Origin of the sequence: Chitinivibrio alkaliphilus ACht1 (assembly GCF_000474745.1) — a bacterium.
In the GTDB taxonomy this organism is placed as follows: Bacteria; Fibrobacterota; Chitinivibrionia; order Chitinivibrionales; family Chitinivibrionaceae; genus Chitinivibrio; species Chitinivibrio alkaliphilus.
Genome location: NZ_ASJR01000001.1, coordinates 1 through 18,577, shown reverse-complemented (window position 1 = coordinate 18,577; position 18,577 = coordinate 1). Strand labels below are relative to the sequence as shown.

The 18,577-nt window shown below is 48.5% G+C and carries 15 protein-coding genes; 2 read left to right on the top strand and 13 right to left on the bottom strand.

All coding sequences use genetic code 11. The features are described 5' to 3' along the window. Window positions 1-31: 31 nt before the first annotated feature. Together leuD and leuC are read right to left on the bottom strand one after the other, a co-directional pair. Window positions 32-667, bottom strand: a complete 636-nt coding sequence (gene leuD / locus CALK_RS00070) for a 3-isopropylmalate dehydratase small subunit (protein ID WP_022635591.1) — start codon at window positions 665-667, stop codon at window positions 32-34. Further along, window positions 664-2,079 (bottom strand): 3-isopropylmalate dehydratase large subunit, encoded by a 1,416-nt coding sequence (leuC, locus tag CALK_RS00065; RefSeq protein WP_022635590.1) that lies wholly within the window; start codon window positions 2,077-2,079, stop codon window positions 664-666. Before leuC ends, leuD begins: the two co-directional genes overlap by 4 nt. Window positions 2,080-2,351: 272 nt before the next feature. Between leuC and CALK_RS00060 the strand changes: the two genes are divergently transcribed. Continuing rightward, window positions 2,352-3,242, top strand: a complete 891-nt coding sequence (locus CALK_RS00060) for a DMT family transporter (protein WP_155851749.1) — start codon at window positions 2,352-2,354, stop codon at window positions 3,240-3,242. Window positions 3,243-3,724: 482 nt separating this feature from the next. On the opposite strand, the gene CALK_RS00055 is transcribed toward CALK_RS00060, so the two are convergent. From CALK_RS00055 to CALK_RS00005, 11 genes are all read right to left on the bottom strand, one after another. Next, complete coding sequence (locus CALK_RS00055; protein WP_022635586.1) at window positions 3,725-4,264, bottom strand: hypothetical protein; 540 nt, start codon at window positions 4,262-4,264, stop codon at window positions 3,725-3,727. 165 nt (window positions 4,265-4,429) lie between these two features. Further along, entirely contained in the window at window positions 4,430-4,777 is a 348-nt protein-coding gene (locus tag CALK_RS11795) for an endonuclease NucS domain-containing protein (protein ID WP_022635585.1), read from the bottom strand. Next, complete coding sequence (locus tag CALK_RS00045; protein ID WP_022635584.1) at window positions 4,774-5,235, bottom strand: hypothetical protein; 462 nt, start codon at window positions 5,233-5,235, stop codon at window positions 4,774-4,776. The genes CALK_RS11795 and CALK_RS00045 overlap by 4 nt, the downstream gene beginning before the upstream one ends. A gap of 87 nt (window positions 5,236-5,322) precedes the next feature. Further along, window positions 5,323-6,687: a DNA recombination protein RmuC gene (gene rmuC / locus CALK_RS00040; RefSeq protein WP_022635583.1), complete on the bottom strand. Its 1,365-nt coding sequence runs from the start codon at window positions 6,685-6,687 to the stop codon at window positions 5,323-5,325. Between the two features lie 160 nt (window positions 6,688-6,847). Beyond that, a complete protein-coding gene (locus CALK_RS00035) occupies window positions 6,848-7,753 on the bottom strand; it encodes a GIY-YIG nuclease family protein (RefSeq protein WP_022635582.1) in 906 nt (301 codons plus the stop codon). A 66-nt stretch (window positions 7,754-7,819) separates the two neighbouring features. Further along, entirely contained in the window at window positions 7,820-11,182 is a 3,363-nt protein-coding gene (locus CALK_RS00030) for a UvrD-helicase domain-containing protein (protein ID WP_022635581.1), read from the bottom strand. Further along, complete coding sequence (gene recC / locus CALK_RS00025) at window positions 11,179-14,448, bottom strand: exodeoxyribonuclease V subunit gamma (protein ID WP_022635580.1); 3,270 nt, start codon at window positions 14,446-14,448, stop codon at window positions 11,179-11,181. Before recC ends, CALK_RS00030 begins: the two co-directional genes overlap by 4 nt. Further along, window positions 14,439-15,851, bottom strand: a complete 1,413-nt coding sequence (gene recD / locus CALK_RS00020) for an exodeoxyribonuclease V subunit alpha (RefSeq protein ID WP_022635579.1) — start codon at window positions 15,849-15,851, stop codon at window positions 14,439-14,441. The genes recC and recD overlap by 10 nt, the downstream gene beginning before the upstream one ends. Window positions 15,852-15,885: 34 nt before the next feature. Further along, window positions 15,886-16,362, bottom strand: a complete 477-nt coding sequence (locus tag CALK_RS12980; RefSeq protein WP_022635578.1) for a hypothetical protein — start codon at window positions 16,360-16,362, stop codon at window positions 15,886-15,888. 32 nt (window positions 16,363-16,394) lie between these two features. After that, window positions 16,395-16,781 (bottom strand): DUF2721 domain-containing protein, encoded by a 387-nt coding sequence (locus tag CALK_RS00010; RefSeq protein WP_022635577.1) that lies wholly within the window; start codon window positions 16,779-16,781, stop codon window positions 16,395-16,397. Window positions 16,782-16,952: 171 nt separating this feature from the next. Beyond that, the gene (locus CALK_RS00005) at window positions 16,953-18,227 is read right to left on the bottom strand and encodes a pyridoxal phosphate-dependent aminotransferase (protein ID WP_022635576.1); all 1,275 of its coding nucleotides are present in this window, start codon (window positions 18,225-18,227) and stop codon (window positions 16,953-16,955) included. A gap of 196 nt (window positions 18,228-18,423) precedes the next feature. Here CALK_RS00005 and CALK_RS12730 point away from each other — a divergent pair, with 196 nt between their 5' ends. After that, a complete protein-coding gene (locus CALK_RS12730; RefSeq protein ID WP_155851748.1) occupies window positions 18,424-18,567 on the top strand; it encodes a hypothetical protein in 144 nt (47 codons plus the stop codon). Window positions 18,568-18,577: the final 10 nt, after the last annotated feature.

Sequence of the window (18,577 nt, the reverse complement as noted above, 5' to 3'; positions counted from 1 at the left end):
CAAGAAGAAAAAAGCACTCCCCCCTGAGAGATTAGATCCATGTTTCATGGTTCTCTTCAAAGCGACTGATTGCATCTTCATATTGCAGAGTCTCTTCAATATCATCAAGACCGCGAATAAGCTTGTCCTTATTACTTGAATCGTAGTCAAAGGAATAGGTGGTATCCCCTGTTGCGGCATGGACAATCAATTTCTGTCCAGGAAGATCAACCGTTGCTTCAAGACCTTCTTCAGCATAGACCGTCTGAAAGATCTCTTCAACCTCATCTTCGGAAAGCTCCACCGTGACCAGGCCGTTTTTGGCACAATTATTTTTAAAAATATCGGCAAACCCGGGAATCTGTCCGTCTCCCGTGCCCCGATAGGGAGCAATAATGGCGCGGAGTCCGTCCTGAGCAAGGGCCCACACGGCGTGTTCACGGCTGGAACCACAGCCAAAATTATTGCGGGTTACCAGAATAGAACGGTGATGATATCGGGGATGATTATATTCCCAGTTTGGATTCAGTTCCCCCTCCTTATCATAGCGCCAGTCAAAAAAAGCACTGGGGCCAAAGCCCGTTCGTTTTATTGATTTTAAAAACTGCTTTGGTATAATCTGATCCGTATCCACATTGGCACGATTCAAGGGGGCTACAATACCCCGATGCTGTGTAAAGGGTTTCATTTTGCCCCCCCTTTCCAGGTTCTGATATCAACGATTTTTCCCGCCACCGCCGCAGTCGCAGCCATGGCAGGGCTCATAAGATGGGTACGTCCGCCCGCACCCTGACGACCTTCAAAATTTCGGTTTGATGTGGAGGCACACCGCTCTTTCGGCTCAAGCTTATCGGGGTTCATGGCAAGACACATGCTACATCCGGCCCAGCGCCACTCAGCTCCCGCGGCGGTAAAGATTTTGTCAAGCCCTTCTGCTTCCGCCTGAAGACGCACCTGCTGAGACCCGGGTACCACGAGAAGTCGGATGTGGTCGGCCTTCTTTTGTCCCCGCAAAATCTCTGCGGCAATACGAAGATCTTCAATACGCGCGTTGGTACAGCTACCGATAAATACCGTATCAAGATGGGCATCCTCAAGGCGTTGTCCCGGCTCAAGCCCCATGTATTCAAGGGCCTTGCTCACATCCTCCTCACTGTATCCGGGCACACCGTCCAGCTGCGGTACCGCCTGGTCCACAGAAATGGTCATGCCGGGACTGGTCCCCCAGGAAACCTGCGGCGACAGGGAAGAGACATTGATGGTCATGGTACGGTCAAACTCTGCATCGGGATCACTGGGAAGCTTTTTCCACTCTGCAATGGCCCGCTCAAGCTCTTCTCCCTGCGGTGCATAGGGCCGCTCTTTTTCACGCAGATAGGCGTAGGTTGTTTCGTCGGGGGCGATAAGGCCGGCCCGGGCGCCACCTTCAATGGACATATTACACATGGTCATACGGGCTTCCATGGAAAGAGCTTCCACGGCTTCTCCGCAAAATTCAAAGACCGTCCCCGTGCCGCCGGCTGTGCCGATCTCTGCAATAAGCTTCAGAATCATATCCTTTGAATAAACGTGGGAAGGAAGGCTCCCCGTAAACTCAACCTTAAAGGTCTTAGGCTTTTTTTGGCGAAGGGTTTGAGTGGAAAGGACATGTTCCACCTCGGAGGTGCCAATACCAAAGGCAAGGGAGCCGAAGGCTCCGTGGGTGGAGGTGTGGGAATCACCGCACACCAGGGTGAGTCCCGGCACGGTAATACCCATTTCAGGACCAATCATATGGACAATCCCCTGATGAGGATCTCCAATGCCATAGAGGGTAATACCGTAGTCACTACAATTCTTCTCAAGGGCTTCCACCTGTGCCCGTGAAACGGGATCACTGATGGTGAGGCGACTCTCGTCCGTGGGTACATTATGATCCATGGTGGAAAAGGTCAGCTTCGGCTGTCGTACGGTTTTGCCTTTCAGGCGAAGGCCCTCAAAGGCCTGGGGGCTTGTGACCTCGTGCACCAGATGCCGGTCGATGTAGATCAGAGACGTGCCGTCGGGCAGCTCCTCCACCACATGGGCATCCCATATTTTTTCAAAAAGTGTTTTTCCCATATTCTACCTTCTCTCTGTTGACAGTTACTCCTGCCAGGGCAGGATCTTTTACAGGAAAATATACGTTCCGATACAGAGTAACAGGGATTTTTTCATCTCCTCCCCACAGGCAGACATAAACAAGCCCCCTACACCTCCCCCCGCAAAGTGCTCAAAAGAAAAATTCATGGGAGATATTGCCGGAGTGATGTATTTTCATCGAGATGGGAATTGAATTTGATCATGTGCTCCCATATCCAAGAGAAGACGCTTATCACCCATAATGTAGGAGAATCATGAAAAGCACTATTTTAGTAGTCATCGCGGCGCTCTTCTGGGGCCTTTCCGGGGGAGTAGCCGGCCTCCTCACGGCATATGGATGGGACGCCACAAATATTGCCTTTTACCGCGGGGCTATGGGCCTTGTCTGTGTGCTTATCTGGCTGGGTATACGCCCCCGTAATAGCGGGATACTCCGTCCACGGGTATGGGTATGGTCGGCAGTAGCGGGCCTGGGAGTTGCGGGCAATTTCACCTTTTATTTTATCAGCATTGCCGAGGGCAGTGTGGCCGTTGCGGCGGCCCTTATGTACTGCGCTCCCGTTTTTGTATACCTTCTCTCTTGCATACTCCGCCTTGAACACCCCACGGTCAAAAAAACAGCGTCCCTTTTCTGCGTTATCCTCGGCATTCTACTTCTGACGGGGGCATACGCCGTGACTCCTGCAGAGGTAACGCCCCGCGGAGTAGCGGCTGGTCTCCTTTCTGCAGGTTCCTACGCCCTGTTCATCTTCGGCTTTAAATACGCCTCCCCCCATGCAAGCCCCCAAACCATTTTATCCATCGCCTTTACGGTGCTCACCCTTCTGCTTTTTCCCGTGGCGCATCTTTCGCAAACTGTCCCCCGTGACCCCACGCCACACTGGCCTTTATTTGCATTCCTGGGAATCTTCGGGGCGGGTCTCTCCTTTATCATTTATATATATGGGCTTAGGCATACCACCCCTGCCGTAGCATCAATAGCCGCAATGGTCGAGCCAGTTACGGCCTCCCTGTTCGGAGTATTTATTCTTTCAGAAACACTTACGGTAGTACAACTTGTGGGAATGGGAATGATACTGATCACCGTAACCACCATCAAAAGCACTCCCCCGAAACAAACGCCCCGACTCGTCGAAAGATGAGGCTCTACTTTTTTGCTCTGATCACCTCTCGTGGATGCACGAGGGCACCACTTTCTCTTCAGACACCGCCTCGTGGGTACACGAGGGCACCATTTTCCCTTCGGATCCCGCCTCGTGGGTACACGAGGCATCATTTTCTCTTCAGACCCTGCCTCGTGGATACACGAGGGCTTTGTTACGCTTTAAATTCTGTCGTACCCTTCTGAATGGTGCTTATATGAAAGAGTTACGGACGGGTGGAGGATTGAGGTGAAGCACCGTGGGACGTACAGTTGTGGTCATCCATATTATCTATTTCCACAAGCGTACACACGATATTCTCCGCTTTTTACAATATTTTAATCTGATACACGTGTACAGATATATGCCATTTTCTCAGCGACCTTTTTGCTTATCTTATCGTTAGACAACACGTTCCAAAGAACAAAACCCACAAAAACAGCAGAAAAACAGTCTGCACAAAACTGCTTTGCCAGAAACATCTACTCCTTGAGACCGTATTTTTTTATTTCACCGGCAACAGACAAACACCAATGCAGTATATCTTCTATTTCAGTATGAGAAAGATCCCGCGTAATATGACATTTTAGATCCTCACCGGCAGAAGTAAAAACCCCAATCGCTTCTGCCTGTTTTTTAAGCCTGGCAATAGTCTCTGCGGGCACAGCGGTTTTTCTCTCCACCCCTCCCCGTGCATAGAGGGCTGTACGAATTGTTTGCCTATATACCGAGTCGGGGGGATATACAAGGCAGATTGCCACATGAGTTCCCTTATAATCAGCATTCAATGAAAACCCCTTTGTCCCCCAGTGAACAGGCAGTGATTTTTCCTGTGCCAACCCTATTATCCGTGAAAAAAGAGGCCTGCCGTATTCATCGGCGGATGCAAGAAACTCTTTTTCAGTAATCATCGGCAAGGACTGTGAGGTCACTCCGTCTACCTTGTGATGTTCTGCTCCCACAACTATTTCCTGAGATAAAAGGCGGGTGCCCGCAGTTGTCTGAAAAAACGTAAATTCCACACAGCTTACCCGTATCCCCCGTGAAGAAAGAAAAATTGCAGTCTGCTTTATCTGCGGGGTGATATTCTGACCAACTATTACAATATGTTGATCCTTATTAAATGATACAGCTTCACTGTCTGAAAGAGTAAAATATTCACGATGGTATTCTGCAAGATGGAGGGATTAATCCTGCACATAGGATCTCAGTATGCCTTCGATCTGAGAGGAGTCCAGCTTTGCAGCAAAGGAAGCATAGTCCAGGGATTGTGCAATGGTATCGCGGGGGGTTCTATCCCGTTTCAATTCAATAACAACTATATCTCCCCTTCTGTTAAGACCGAGAAGGTCTATAAACCCTCCCATATCAGTGGCCACCTGCCGTCCGATAATCAATATCGTATCATCTGCAATAATATTATGGGGATTCTTCTCCATCCAATCTTCAAGAACAACCTCTTCATGCTCTGCCTGAAAGGGTGTTTTTACATATTCAGCAAACCGCCCGTTCTCTTCTATACCATACACTTTCATGATGCCCCACCGCCTTCCAGACCTTTCTTAATAGCCTCCTGAAGAGCCTTCTCAAACTCAGCAGGGGCATCGGTGCCAATTGGATATATTCTACCGTTTTTCATGCGTATCTCAAGGGCGCGCACTCCTGAAACAGCATAGAGTAATCCCCGGGGTATCAGACGGATTCCCCAACCATAATACCAGGGGGTTTTTACACGGCGACAGGAGTCAATATCCCTTATCCTGAACTTCTTTCCAATACCCCCGGAGCCAAATTGCACAAAAAGCATAGTATCTGTAATTGTAACCGTGAGGGAATAAAAAAGTGCCAAAACTGCCGCAAGGACAAGCAGGGTTGCCAGGCCAATCCAACTAAAACCGGAAACAACCATGCGCCCCGTAATAAAAACAAGTCCTGCCGTTATGACACTGATAATACCATATCCTGTCTGTGTATGTTCATACCTTGTATCCATAGAGCTCTCCTTAAATCACATTATACTGCATGAACCCTTAGCGTGGAAGAAAAAGAATGAATTCATTTTCAGATCAAGTAGTGATTCCTAAAACAAAAATAACTCACTCACTTTCATCAAGTTCAAGGTGAGCACCCAACGCTTCTTCACGCATTTTCCGTGGTAGCTCTTTTTTGTTTCAACCCCCAACTCTTTCAACATCTCCGCTTGTCTGACTGCATTTCCCCGACCGGCAATAAGTTGCCCGTACGCATGGGTATACGTTTTTTGAGCAGTTTCAATAGATGCACCGACTTTTTCAAAATTCGTGACGAAACTATGCAGCTTTTCGTAAAGCTTTGCTCCACGTTTTACAATTTCTTCAATATTCTCTTTTTGATCCTCCTGTCGCCACAGTTGCAGTACAATCCGTGTAACAAAGAGAAGAGACGATGGACTAACGAGGAGAATATTCTTTTTCCAGGCATACTGCCAAAGTGATTCATCCGATGCTATGGCTTGAATAAATGCCGGCTCAATGGGGATGAACATAACAACAAAATCAGGAGATGCCGTTCCATGTAGTTTCTGGTAATCCTTCTCACTTAACTCATCAATATGCTTTCTAATTGAAATAAGATGGCTTTTGAGTGCTTCTTTTTGACTGTGTTCGTCATTTGCTACGGAAAACCGTTCATAGGCGGTCAAAGAAACCTTTGAGTCGATCACTAAGTGTCGCTTCTCAGGAAGTTGCAGTACCACATCAGGATACATTTTTCTTCCCGCTTCATTTGTATGAGTCTCCTGAGGAGTAAAATGAATCCCCTTTTGCAGCCCCGTACTTTCAAGGATACGTTCGAGAATTACTTCCCCCCAGTTTCCCTGTGCCTTACTATCTCTTTTGAGCGCATTGGTAAGGTTCGTGGCATCTTCTGAAAGCCGATTATTCATTTCCAGTAAATCGCCAAGCCTTTTAGAAAGCGTATGATTTTCTTTTCCTGTCTTTATGTAAAACTCTTCAGTCTCCTTCTTAAATTTATCAAGATGTTCACGCATCGGTTTCAGAAGCTCTTCAACAGACTGCTTATTTTGGGTGGTAAATTGACTTGCTTGTTCTTTCAGAATATCAGCAGAGAGGAGTTTAAACTGTTGGGCCAACTCTTCCTTTGACTTTTTAAGATCCTCTTCCCTTTGCACAGCCTGTTTTTTCAGGGACTCATTTTCTGTTGTAAGTGAAGCAATTTCACTCGCCTTATTTCTCAGTTCATCCTGTAGTTTCTGTTCTATTTCAGAAGCTTCATTCAGCTGTGATTGTAATTCTTCAATACGTTTCTCCAGCTCAGTATTCCGAACACGAAATTCAATTGCCTGCGATGCGTCTTTGCCATGCAGAAGCTGTTTTTTACGAAGCAATACAAATACAATCACTGCTATTTGTATGAGAAGTAACGTTACCAGTAAGAAGATTTCCATACACACGGCTCCTTTATTTCTTCGGGGTAACCACCCGTTTCAGGTAATATATGAAAGAAACGTTCCATATCATCATCAACAGACAACAACTTTCGGGGAACGCAATACCTTTTTCTGCTCATCCAATGCTAATACATGGAAGTCATGAAAATATCTTGGATCAACATGACTCATTCTTTTGAGAAAGTTCTGTCTCAGCATCTCGTATTTCCGCCGTCTCAATTGTTTTCAGATCAATACCTGAACTATCTTTCCATTCCACCAACCCGTTTGCACTTCTTCCCAAAACAACCGCCGCAGCAGCAGAGGGGCTACTGAAAAGATAGTCTTCCTGCAAGACAAGTGTATCCCCTTGTTCCACAACAATCTTTTTTGCCAGCAGGTCATCTCTCAGGGTGCTGAACCCTTTGGTAAAAGAAGCAACGGGGTTTTGTGCAATTTCTGATCCCATATATACAACAAAACCATCCGAAACTCGTTTGCCCCGGGCATTGGCCCCACGGGAATTTGAAACATAGAGCGTGATGTCATTTCCACTGGTATCATCCTGCCGGACAATAGGTTCAAAGACCTTGAACCCCATGGTATTTACCAACATTTTCACATACTGAATAAACTCTTCCATCTCTGCCTGATCGGCTTCTGAAATCGAAGATCGTGTGGGAGTATTTCCGTTTTCTAGATCATACCTATCAGCCTGAAGAGCTATCTCATGCAATCGGGATTCAAGATACTTAATATGGGCTTTGTTGAGATTCTCATCTTTACTGATAAACACCACAGATTCATTCCAGTATTCTTTTTCAGCAACATGCTGCACAAGGCGATTGTATACATTTTCCGCTTCACCGATATATACTTTGGGCCGTGAGGCGGAGGAGTCCGCCTTTCCAAAGAGCAAATACACCGCTGTAGAGCGTAATTCCTCCCGATCTGCACAATCCTTTACCCTGCCACGGGGAATTCTGTATGCTTTGCCGGTCCAGTTGGAGAGTTCACACACCATGCGCCCCTCCGGGTCAGCGTCCATGAGAAACAGTTTTATGGTCTTACCAAATTTAATCATAGTATATCCCTGTTTAAATTGTATGCATACCGTTAAATCTAATACACCCCATAGAGGTTTTCCCCCTCACCCAAAAAACTTCTCAAGCTCATCCACCACAGACAATACCTTCTTTGGCGGTGCGTAATACACCCCGGTTGATGTTCCTTCCCGTACCCCGCGAAGGAAAAGATAGTACACCCCACCGAAACGGCGTAAAAAATCAATACCCCTTGATTCCATATATCGTTTTAAGGCAAGGGTGTACAGCGCGTATTGAAAGTGATAGTTACTATCACACATAGCTTGTTCAAGGCTGGTATTTTCATAGAGAAAGAGCTCTCTGCCCAGGCTGTTGCTTTTCCAGTCAAGGATATAATACTGCCCCGCATATTCAAAGATCAGGTCGATAAAACCCTTGATGAATCCGGGCATATGCTCCCGTCGGGGGGTAAAATCATATCCAAAATGACGGTGCATCACCTCCCCGATACGGGAAAAATCACTCCTGCTTTCAAGGGAGAAATAAAACTCCATCTCCCGCAGAGTGTCTTGGCGTGGAATTTCACCCAGGGAAAACCCTGTTTTTTCTCCGGGACGCCCCGCCCCCAGGGTGTGACGGCATAGTTCCTCATAGCGGGGCATATCCTCCGGTGTAAAAACCAGGGGATGTTTTTTTCCGCATTGGAGTATATCCTCCCGTGCGGGGGCAGTAAAATCAATGGTCTCAAAGATATCGTGGAGAAAATTTCCAAGGAGTGCTCCCCCGCGCCGGGTAAATATCCACTCATCATAGGCGGAGCCCGCCCTTTCATCAAGCCCTTCCGGGGGAAGTCCATGCATATTTGACAGGGCGGAGAAACTGGATACATCCCTTTGGGACCTGAGATTTTCCCGGTGTTTCAGCTCCCGTTTTGTACCGGGCAGGATTTCCTCAGGGGCAGTATACCGTACATCAGTGATATCCTGTACATCAAGGGGGATGATTTGTATGGCAGAATTATCCTGCACATTTTCAACGCACTCCTTCAAGGCACCCTCTGCAAGATTCACAGTCCCATCCTTCACTTTTTTTCCAATACACAGAGTACAGGAAAAGCGGGCGCGGGTCATGGCCACATAGATCAAACGGCGGTTTTCCTGCAGGGCTTCTTTCTTCAAATATGCTTGATCCTGGTCGAAATCAATAAATCGATATCCCCTATCGGTTTTTACGAGGGTAAGGGGGCTTGGTTTTTTCTTTTCCGAGGCGTTGAGGAAGGGACAAAAGACATGATCGTAGGTAAGCCCCTTGCTTTTGTGTATGGTTACAATCTGCAGGGAGTTGCTGTCGTTTTCAACGCGCCGTTTTTGGGATGTCTCTTTTCCAATCTGCCTTTGAAGAAACAGAAGCTGCTCCTCCACAGTCAACCCGTTTTTAACGGTTTCAAAGACAAGGCAGTCCATAAGATGCATGAGATCGGCAAAAAAGCGCTCTCCCTGCTCAAGGCTGGAATACACAAAGACCCGCTCACGCAGGGCGTATTCCGAAATAAGAGCGGTAAGGGCGGCGGCAAGGCCATGCTCTTCCCAAATCTGTGCAAAAAGGCGAAACCGGCGCAGATGTTCTTCATAGGTTTCGGCAGGCATGGCGGCAATATCCTGAGCAGAAAACCCACACAGGGGTGAAATAAGGGCGCGGCGAAACTGGCGATCCTCCCCGGAAACAAGGGCCTCAAGGACACCCTGCAGGTCCTCCGCGGCCTTCGTGGCAAAAAGAGAACTATCATCAATAGTGACAGCAGGCACTCCCCGCCGGGCAAGGGCCGCCTTTATGTCCGCGGCCTCACGGTGTGCACGCACAAGGACGGCGCATTTTTCCAGGGAGACCTCCCGGTGTTCTATAAGAAACTGCGTGATACGATCTGCCGAAAGGGCAATAATTTCATCCCTTTTTGCTCCCCCGGTATAGACAGTCAGGGGGGGCGTATCCCACGGGGTATCGTTTTTCCCCTCCACTTCGGTGTAGCTAAGCTCCGGGTGTTCAAAAAAGGAGTCTGTTGCACCAAAGAAGGTATTGAAGGATGATACCAGATTTGGCGTGGATCGAAAGCACTCTTTCATGGAGTACAGGGCATCGATTTTTTCTCTCCGTACCATGAAGTAGGTATCCAGATCGGCACCGCGCCAGCCGTAGATAGACTGTTTGGGATCACCGATATAAAAACAGGGTTTTTCCCCGAAGAGGGCATTGAGTATCTCAAATTGCCGTTGGTCCGTATCCTGAAACTCATCAATAAAAAGGGCGTTGTAGTCCCGGCTTATTGCCTCTGCCGCAGCCCTTCCGCGGGGAGATTCATCACACACCACCCGGTGCAGATGGAATATAAGATCGTCAAACTCCAGAAGGGAGTGCTCCCTTTTATACTGACGGATATCATGGGCCGCCGCTTGTGCCATGATCCATGCCAGATGCTGAGCCGCACAGAGACACTGTTTGTCAGAATCTGCTTTGCACTCTTTTTCTTTATTACGCAGGGAAATAAGGGTGGAAATAAGCTCTGTTTCCATGAGGTTTTCCCGTCGCGCAATATCCTTCCGTACATCACCGGCCTGAGTAAAGATTTCTTTTATAAGGTCTTTCGGTGTACAATGCGTCTCCAGGACTTGCAGAAGGGTTTCAATAAATTTTGCTCTTTTCTTTGCTCTTTCCTCTATAAGAACTGCACGCAGTTCCTCCAGGGCCGCTTCATCGTTGCACAGCTTCTGTCGCTCCTCTTCACAGCGGGACAGGGCTTCTTCTTTCTCTGTAAGGGCCCTTTCGATATCAACCTCTTTGGGGGGATCTATTTCTTTATCAACCTCTTTGGGGGGATCTATTTCTTTTCCCGCAAGAATAGCCGACACCAGGGGGGAAAGCTTTTCCCGGTGTAGTATATGGGGGGCAAGGAGATGAAGATGACGGGGCTTGGAATGGGCCATGCACTTTCGCCACCACACATTTATAAAGCGGGTGTGCAGCTCCGCACTGTCCTCCAGCACGACAGGGCTGAAGAGATTTCCCGTTTCAAAGGGGTGTGTACTCAGCATTTTTTGACAAAAGCCGTGGATGGTGTAAATGGGGGCTTCATCAATAAACAAAAGGGCACGGGCGATCTGCCTCTGTGCTTCCCTGCGTTGTTCTGGATCCCTGGGAAGACAGGCATGAAGAGGGGAATCGTTTATTTTCTTCGGATATTCGCAGCAGTTGTGTAGCTCCTGCAGAAAGGCCTGAATACGCCCCTGTATCTCACGGGTGGCCGCCTTTGTAAAGGTTAAAACCAAAATTGTGCGGATATCCATATCCTTTTCAAGGATGAGACGTATCACCAAGAGGGCTATGGAGTAGGTTTTTCCCGTCCCCGCACTGGCATCCACCATGGATATTTTGGAAAGGGGTACTTTACGCACGTCAAAGGTTTGTGGATTCATGAGTTAGCCCCCTTGAAGAAAAACTGTGCTAAAAAGCGAAAGTCCTGTTCATAGTGCTTTGTAAAAATATCACTGTCAACAAAAGAGAGAAAATGACGCAGGGCCGGATCGTATGCGGCATCTTTTTCCCGAAGTACAGAAAGGATCTCCTGAGCCGTCATTTTCTTCTCTCCCTTTTTCTTTTTACATTTTTCGGCCTGACGTATCCATTTTTCTCCCGCCGCAGGACCGAAAAGCAGGGGGATTTTCCGATGTACCTGCAAAAACAGTGCTGCAAGGCGGGAAAGAAGCTCCCCGGCCGATTCATCCCGGGATGCCGAAAATGGAATAACCTCTGAAGAACCGCCCTCTCTTTTGGGGCCGACATACCATACGCAATCTATTTCTTTACAGCTTGATAGAAAAAGGGAGTAAAGTTTTGCTTCAATCAAATATTTTGCCCTTTGGTTATGACTGGATACACTGGAAACAACAAAGATATTTTTGTTTTCATGGGTGTACCAGGGCAGCTCTTCCCCACTGAGGGTAAGGGTGTGATCCCCCACCGTGCAGATCGTCTCATGATGCAGGGGCGGGTTTTCTCCGGCGCGGAGGGTGCGCATTTTCTCAAAGACTCCTTCATAACCATCACAAGCCTTTTCGCAGAGATATTCTCCGTACTCTGCGGGGGGCCAGAGGCCGCGCATCTGCAGTTTGTTTCTGTATTCACTGAGAGATTCCTCCCCCTCATGGGTAAGGCAGGTCTTTTTCAGGGAATATTTTACCAAATTATCCCCGTCATCGAGGGCTTCCTCCCCAGGTATTGTCCAGTCATCATCAAAAAAGCTGATACCCAGGAGGCGGTAATAATATCGTATGGGGTTTTTATAAAACTGAACAAGGTGTGCAATATCAATCTCCTCGGGAATATCCCCCTCCTCAGGATGTCCGTGGCGGGCAGAGGCTGGAGGAGATGTTTTCCCCGGGGGGGAATATTGATAGGTAAACCAGGCAGGATCATTTTTAAAGTAGCGGGAATCAAAGCCATAGAGGGGATGGTGCTGAACCTGCAAAAGCTCTTCAGCACCGTTGATATATTCCAGAAGCTCCGTTACCACCGTGGCGGGAGTCTTTTCAGACATATCGTGTTGATCCCGCCCCAGAAAACTAAGATAGAAGCGGCGCCGGGCTGAAATAAGCGCCTCAAGGAAGAGGTAGCGATCGCTATTTTTGCTGTTGCGATCTCCCGGATAGTGTTTTGCCTCCATGAGATTGAAGGCACGTGGCGGTGAGAGACGGGGAAATTCACCGCTGTTCATACCAAGGAATGCCACCATATCAAAGGGAATGCTGCGCATGGGTACGGGGGAACAGAAGGTAACCCCCCGTGCCAAAAAGGCGCTTTTTTTGGCCGTACGGAGGGAATCAAAAAAGGCGGTACGCACCAGGGAAAACTCCTGTGTCTCTGTAAGGTCTTCCGTATGCTCCTGCAGAAGCTCCAGCTTTTCCTCTATAAGAGAAAGCTCAACCCCCGCCTGCCCCGTATCATCAAAGGCGGTATCGGGGGGAAAAAAGCGCAGGAGCCATTTTTGCAAAAGCTGAATCCAGCGGGCGGGTGTTTTTTTTCCGGAAAGTTCACGGGTAAAATCCAGCAGGGTGTATACAAAGCCAAAGAACGTAAAGAGGGGGGCCCCCGCCGCTCCTTCAAGGATATCCTGACACAGATATTGATCTCGGGACGTGGAGTAAATTTCCTCATCCCCCTTCACGGCAAAGGACACCGCCGCCGTGTGAAGGATATGTTCCCAGGAGTGAAAGCGGTTTTCCTCAATCCCCTCCCGCCTGGCCTGCTCTGCATCGCTTCCCCAGCGCAGACCGAGATCCTTGAGAAAGTAGCGTATGTCCACAAGATCATCCCGGGAAAACCCAAAGACAGCACATACAAGGGAGTGCTCCGCCAGGGCAAAGACATCCTCTGCTGAAAAGGAGGTGGTATTGAGAAAACAGATTTTTTCAAAGAGGGCGATAAGGGATTTCTCAGAATCATAGGAGTAATCGGAAATGGTGAAGGGAATACGGGGATCATTCTCCCGGCGGGGAGAAAATGCCGCCTCGATATAGGGGCGATAGAGGTCAATATCCGGCGCCATCACAAGAATCTCATCGGGGGATATGCCCTCATCCATGGCGCTGCAGATATGATCATAGAGTATCTCCACTTCCCGCAGGGGTGTTATGGCGGAGTGTATGCTGATGGATCCGTCTGCTTTTCTCCCGGAAAAACTACCCGCAAGATGGGTAATATCGCCCTGAAGGTCTCCCAGCTGTGTGGCGGGAAAATGCTCTTCAAAGAGATCGAAATTCATGGCATTTACACAATTTTCATGCTCCATAAAAAGACTGAACAACTCACGTCCCGTGGTACCATTATTTACCAGAAGGGGATTTCCCCCATCGCTTGCTTTCGCCAGGGCGGGATGTTTTTGCATAAGGAATGCCCGCTGTTTGTCACTGATGAGATCATACCAGTAGTGATGCGAGGGATTGAGAAAATAAAAGGTGATATCACAGACCTCCCCCAACCGGGAGAGGATCTGTACGGTCTGTGGAGGAAGGACAGATATACCGAAGAAAAAGAGGTGATTAAAGGGGAGATCTAATTTCTGCAAAACGCTATTATCCAACATCTTAACAAAATCAACATAAAGTGAATGTTTATATTTTTTTGTGCGTTCCTGGCTCAAATGCCGAAAGAGAAGGCGTTGCCAGCGCTCCTGCGCTCCGAAAAAGGGGTCATCCTGCAGAACATAGTCCCCCTGCTCCCATGCGGTAAGCATATGGGGACGGTACATATCGTACTGATCGAACAGATCGGCCACGGCTACGGCAAGGTCGTATCTATGACGTGAATCGTGGCGGATATACTCTGCCACTTCCCGCACTGCGGCAAAACGGCGTGCCTCCCCGTCAAAAAAAGCAGGATTTTCCTCAAAGAGGCGGAAACAATCCCAGAGGCAGTCCTCCTGCGTATAGATTTCCTCTTTTCTGCACAGCCCCGCCTCTTCCATAACATCCCGAAGAAACTCCTCCGGTGTTGCATAGTGTGTATTGGCGGAAATACCATTTTCCTGAGCTGTAAAAAGGCTGAGCCACTGCCCCATACCCGCCGTCTGGGTGATGACCTTCGTGGGCGAAAAGGGCGTGGACGGGGCTGTTTTCTGTATCTGCCGGGCATAGTGCCTGGCAAGATGTTCCATGCGGTTTGAAAAATAGATAGTTATTCCCATGGGGTAATCCTTTCTTCAACGCCGGAAACCCGGTCTACCTGACGGTGCAGGGTATAGGCGAGGACATCCTGTGGAACACATATATCCACCCGTTTTTTAGCCCGGGTTATGCCCGTATAAAAAAGCTCCCGTGTAAGAAGGGGGATTGTAACCGGGGGAAGCACCAAAAAAACATGGTCAAATTCCGAGCCCTGACTGGTATGTATGGTCATGGCAAAGAGGGGTTCATGGCGGGGCAATTTTTCCACGGGGATTTTTGCCACCCCCGTTTCTGTCTCATCCTGTGTGCGGTAGTAAAAATATAACCCCCCACCACTGCGCCGCACCACCCCCGTATCACCGTTGAACAGGCCGAGGTCGTAGTTGTTTTGCCGGATAATAAGGGGTTTGTTATGATACAGCCTCTCACCATTTGGAGAAATACAGCCCCGCCGGGTCAGCTCCTGTTCCACCAGCACATTCATGCGCTCCACCCCGTATTCCCCGTTGCGCATGGCACAGAGAATACGAAAGCGATCAAGCTTTTCCAAAGCACGCCGGGTATCTTTTTCATCAATATACGCCGCATACTCCCCGATACGCTCTGCAGTCTCCCCGTGGAGCACTCCGGGCTTTTCATAGACCCGCACTGATCCCGTTTCGACCTCCCCTGCCTTCAAAAGGGCGGCAACATCCTGAAAGCGTCCGCCAATAGCGGCCGCACTGAGACGGCCAATGGCACTGTCAGCAGTAAAGCGGCGACTGCGGAGCAGCTCCACAAGAACCGGCTGTGCAGCATCGTCTTCACAGGTTTTGGGGATGTGGCATTCCGGGCGGAGAATACATCTGTTTATTACCTCCCGCTCCCGGGGAAGGTAGCCACCGCGGGCAAAACTGCGACAGAGATCACCAAAGACAGATCCCACCTCCACAGAGGCAAGCTGATCCTTATCACCCATGAGAATAAGTTTTGCGCCGTCCTTCACCGCCGCCATAAGCTTTGCCATGAGGGGGACATCCACCATGGAGGCTTCATCCACAATAATCAGATCGTATGTCAGGGGGTGGGCCCCTGTATGGCGAAATTCCGTGCGCCCCTTCTGCCAGCCCAAAAGACGATGGATGGTGGCCCGGGGAATATCCTCCAAACGCCGGCGAATACGGGGATCATCCAGATGAAAATGGGGGCTGGCAAGGCTGTTTTCCAGAGATTCACCGAGGCGCTGCACGGCCTTTCCCGTGGGAGCCGCCGCCACCACTGAGGCATGGGGATACTCATAGATATAGAGGGCCAAAAGCTTTGCCACGGTGGTGGTTTTACCCGTGCCGGGTCCCCCCGTAATGAGGAGGAAATTCTGCAACATTCCCCGTAGCGCCGCGGCACACTGCCAGTCGATTCGTTCCTTTTCTGTGAGATGGCCCATATCTTCATCAGAGCTGAAAAGGCGCTGTGCCAGGTCAAAAAAATCCGGAAGAAAATGTGGGGTGTGCCCTATGGCTGCGCAATCGGGAGATATGGTGCAGAATACGGGTTTCATAGATAAAATAACGGTGGAGGTAGACCCGGTCTTTCTGAAAGACAAAAAATGCCGGGGGAACACTCTCTTCCCCGGCGTCTTCATGGACGTGCACACAGTATGAATCATCCTCCCCGTCCTGAAGGGCGGCTAGATCCTTCACATCATCAGAATTTTCAATAAAGGGATTTTCCACCACTTCATGCTCTAAATCATCCCCCTGCCCAAAGGGCGTACAGGAGTCAACATACGCGGGAAAATTAAGGGAAACATGCCCCTCAAAAAGAGCCCGTGAAAGGGCATAGGCTAAAGCCTTATGGGATTTTTTTTCGTTGGAAGGGCGGCTGCAAAATAGTATGAGGGGCGATGAATCATTGTTACTCCTTTGTATCTGCAATATACCATACCGGTGTGACATCTAATGACACATTTCTGTTTTTCTCTACCTTTCTATTCCAGTCCCGAAAGTTCATAGCGCAACGCCCGCGTTGATATGGCTATTTCCCACATGGATACAACAAGGGATGCCAAAAGAGACAAAAGGCTCAGGCCGAAAAGATAATTCCCCACGGAGGTATAGCGTATAAAAAGGGCGACCATGGATAGGGTGCAGAGAAAAAATGAGATCACCCCGAAAAGCTGCATAATCCGTATGAGGCGAAGGCGAATGCCAAGATTCTCAATCTGGCGGGAAAGATTTTCCTTACTCCGGCTGTCCTGCTCCTTTACAAGCTCCCGCACAAGCTGCGCAAGGACAAGAAAACGATTGGTATAGGCAAGAAGAAGGAGGGAAATAGCCGGAAAGAGCAGGGCCGGTGTGGTAAGATCAATATGCATAGTATCCTTTCCTTTCAGTATAGGGTAAATATATCTTTTGATACACAAAACAAACAGATAGGAAGCTCTTTCCTGCAGTTTTGCACATAAACCATGGAAATGTACCATCCCCATGGTTTATAATTAATCAATGTTTCTGAGCGCTTGAAATTTTCTCTCCCAGACGACCACTTAAATACTGTTTTTGAGGAAATCCTCAAGGGCATCACAGCCCCGCACAAGATTGGGAAAAAACTCCATTGTTTTTTCTGCGGTACACTCCTGAGCTCCCTTCCAGTCTTTAAGAACGGCGGCACCATCATAGTCAACAGAGGCGACGCGAACCCCGAGATTGGTAGCAGGAAGATAAAAATCTGCACCGGGAAGAAGGGCAACCCGTGCTTCCTGCAGAATTTTCTCACAGAGTGTATACCCTGTGGAAATCCCCTGGCGTCGAAAGACATCGCGGTAATTTTCAAAATCGGGAAAAAGATAGAATGCTCCCCCGGGACGGGGGCAATTAAGATTCATTTTTAAAAACCGTGAATGGAGATACTCCCCGGCAAACCGATGAATGTCACAACAGGTGGAAATATACTCTTCCAGTTCATCAAATGATGCATAGGCAGCGTATGCAGCATACTGCACCGGAGCAGATACGGATGAGTAGGTTTCACTGATAATTGATTTCAAGGCCTGTTTTAAAATAGCAAGTTCCTCAGGTATAAGAAGTACCCCGAGACGGTATCCACCTGCGGAAAAAGACTTGGAAAGTCCACCGGAAACAATGGTTCCTTCGGGGTAATACTGCGACATTCCCGCCTGTTTCTGATGATTAAAATCAATCATGGCATAGATTTCATCGGAAATAACCACAACATGATAGGCACGGCAGATCTCTGCAAGATCTTTCATTTCATCATGGGTATATACTGCACCCGTTGGGTTTCCGGGGTTATTGAGTATCAGTATTTTCTGCCCTTCCCCTAAAGAATAACAGGCACGATCAAGTTCTTCTGCCGTTAGCTTATAACTATTGTTTCGCTGGGTAATAATGGGTTTAATGAGTTTTCCCCGCAGAGTTGCCTGAGGCCCGTAGCTCACCCAGCTTGGAGCCGGTACCAAAAGGGGACCTTCAATGAGGTAAATACATTGAAAGATTAATTCTTTACTGCCGGGACCAACAAAAACATCTTCCGGTGTAAAGGTATAGTTGAATTGTTTTTGGTAGAAGCTGCTCACAGCTTCACACAGTTTGGGCAATCCCCGCGTTGGAAGGTAATGGTTTTTATGTGAATGTTCTTCCAGACCGCGTCGGAGTATCTCCGGTACCGGAAAGGGTGACTGGCCAAATCCAAAATGATAAATTTCTTTATTCATATCCCGTAAGCGACGGGCTTCAATATTTACTGCCAAAGTGGCAGACTCTTTCAAGTTTAGCACGAGAGGATTAAGAGCAGGTATCATCGATCGTCCTTTCTTTTTCTCAGAGTATACCTTGGCCTCTATGAGTATGCAAGTACTTTGTGGATACGATCTACCATCCAGAACAAATCATAGGTGGTCAAAAGGGGCGACGCTAAATAAGCCGGCTGTATATGCCCATACCAATGTTTCAATCCACACCCCCGCGAAGGGGGCGACGGCAAAACAAGGAGATCTTATGAGAGTATTTGAGTTTCAATCCACACCCCCGCGAAGGGGGCGACGGGAAAATCGTCTTACGCACTATCTGTTGCGTGTGTTTCAATCCACACCCCCGCGAAGGGGGCGACTAATCTTGTTAATAGTGGTAATGCAGTTGTAGGTTTCAATCC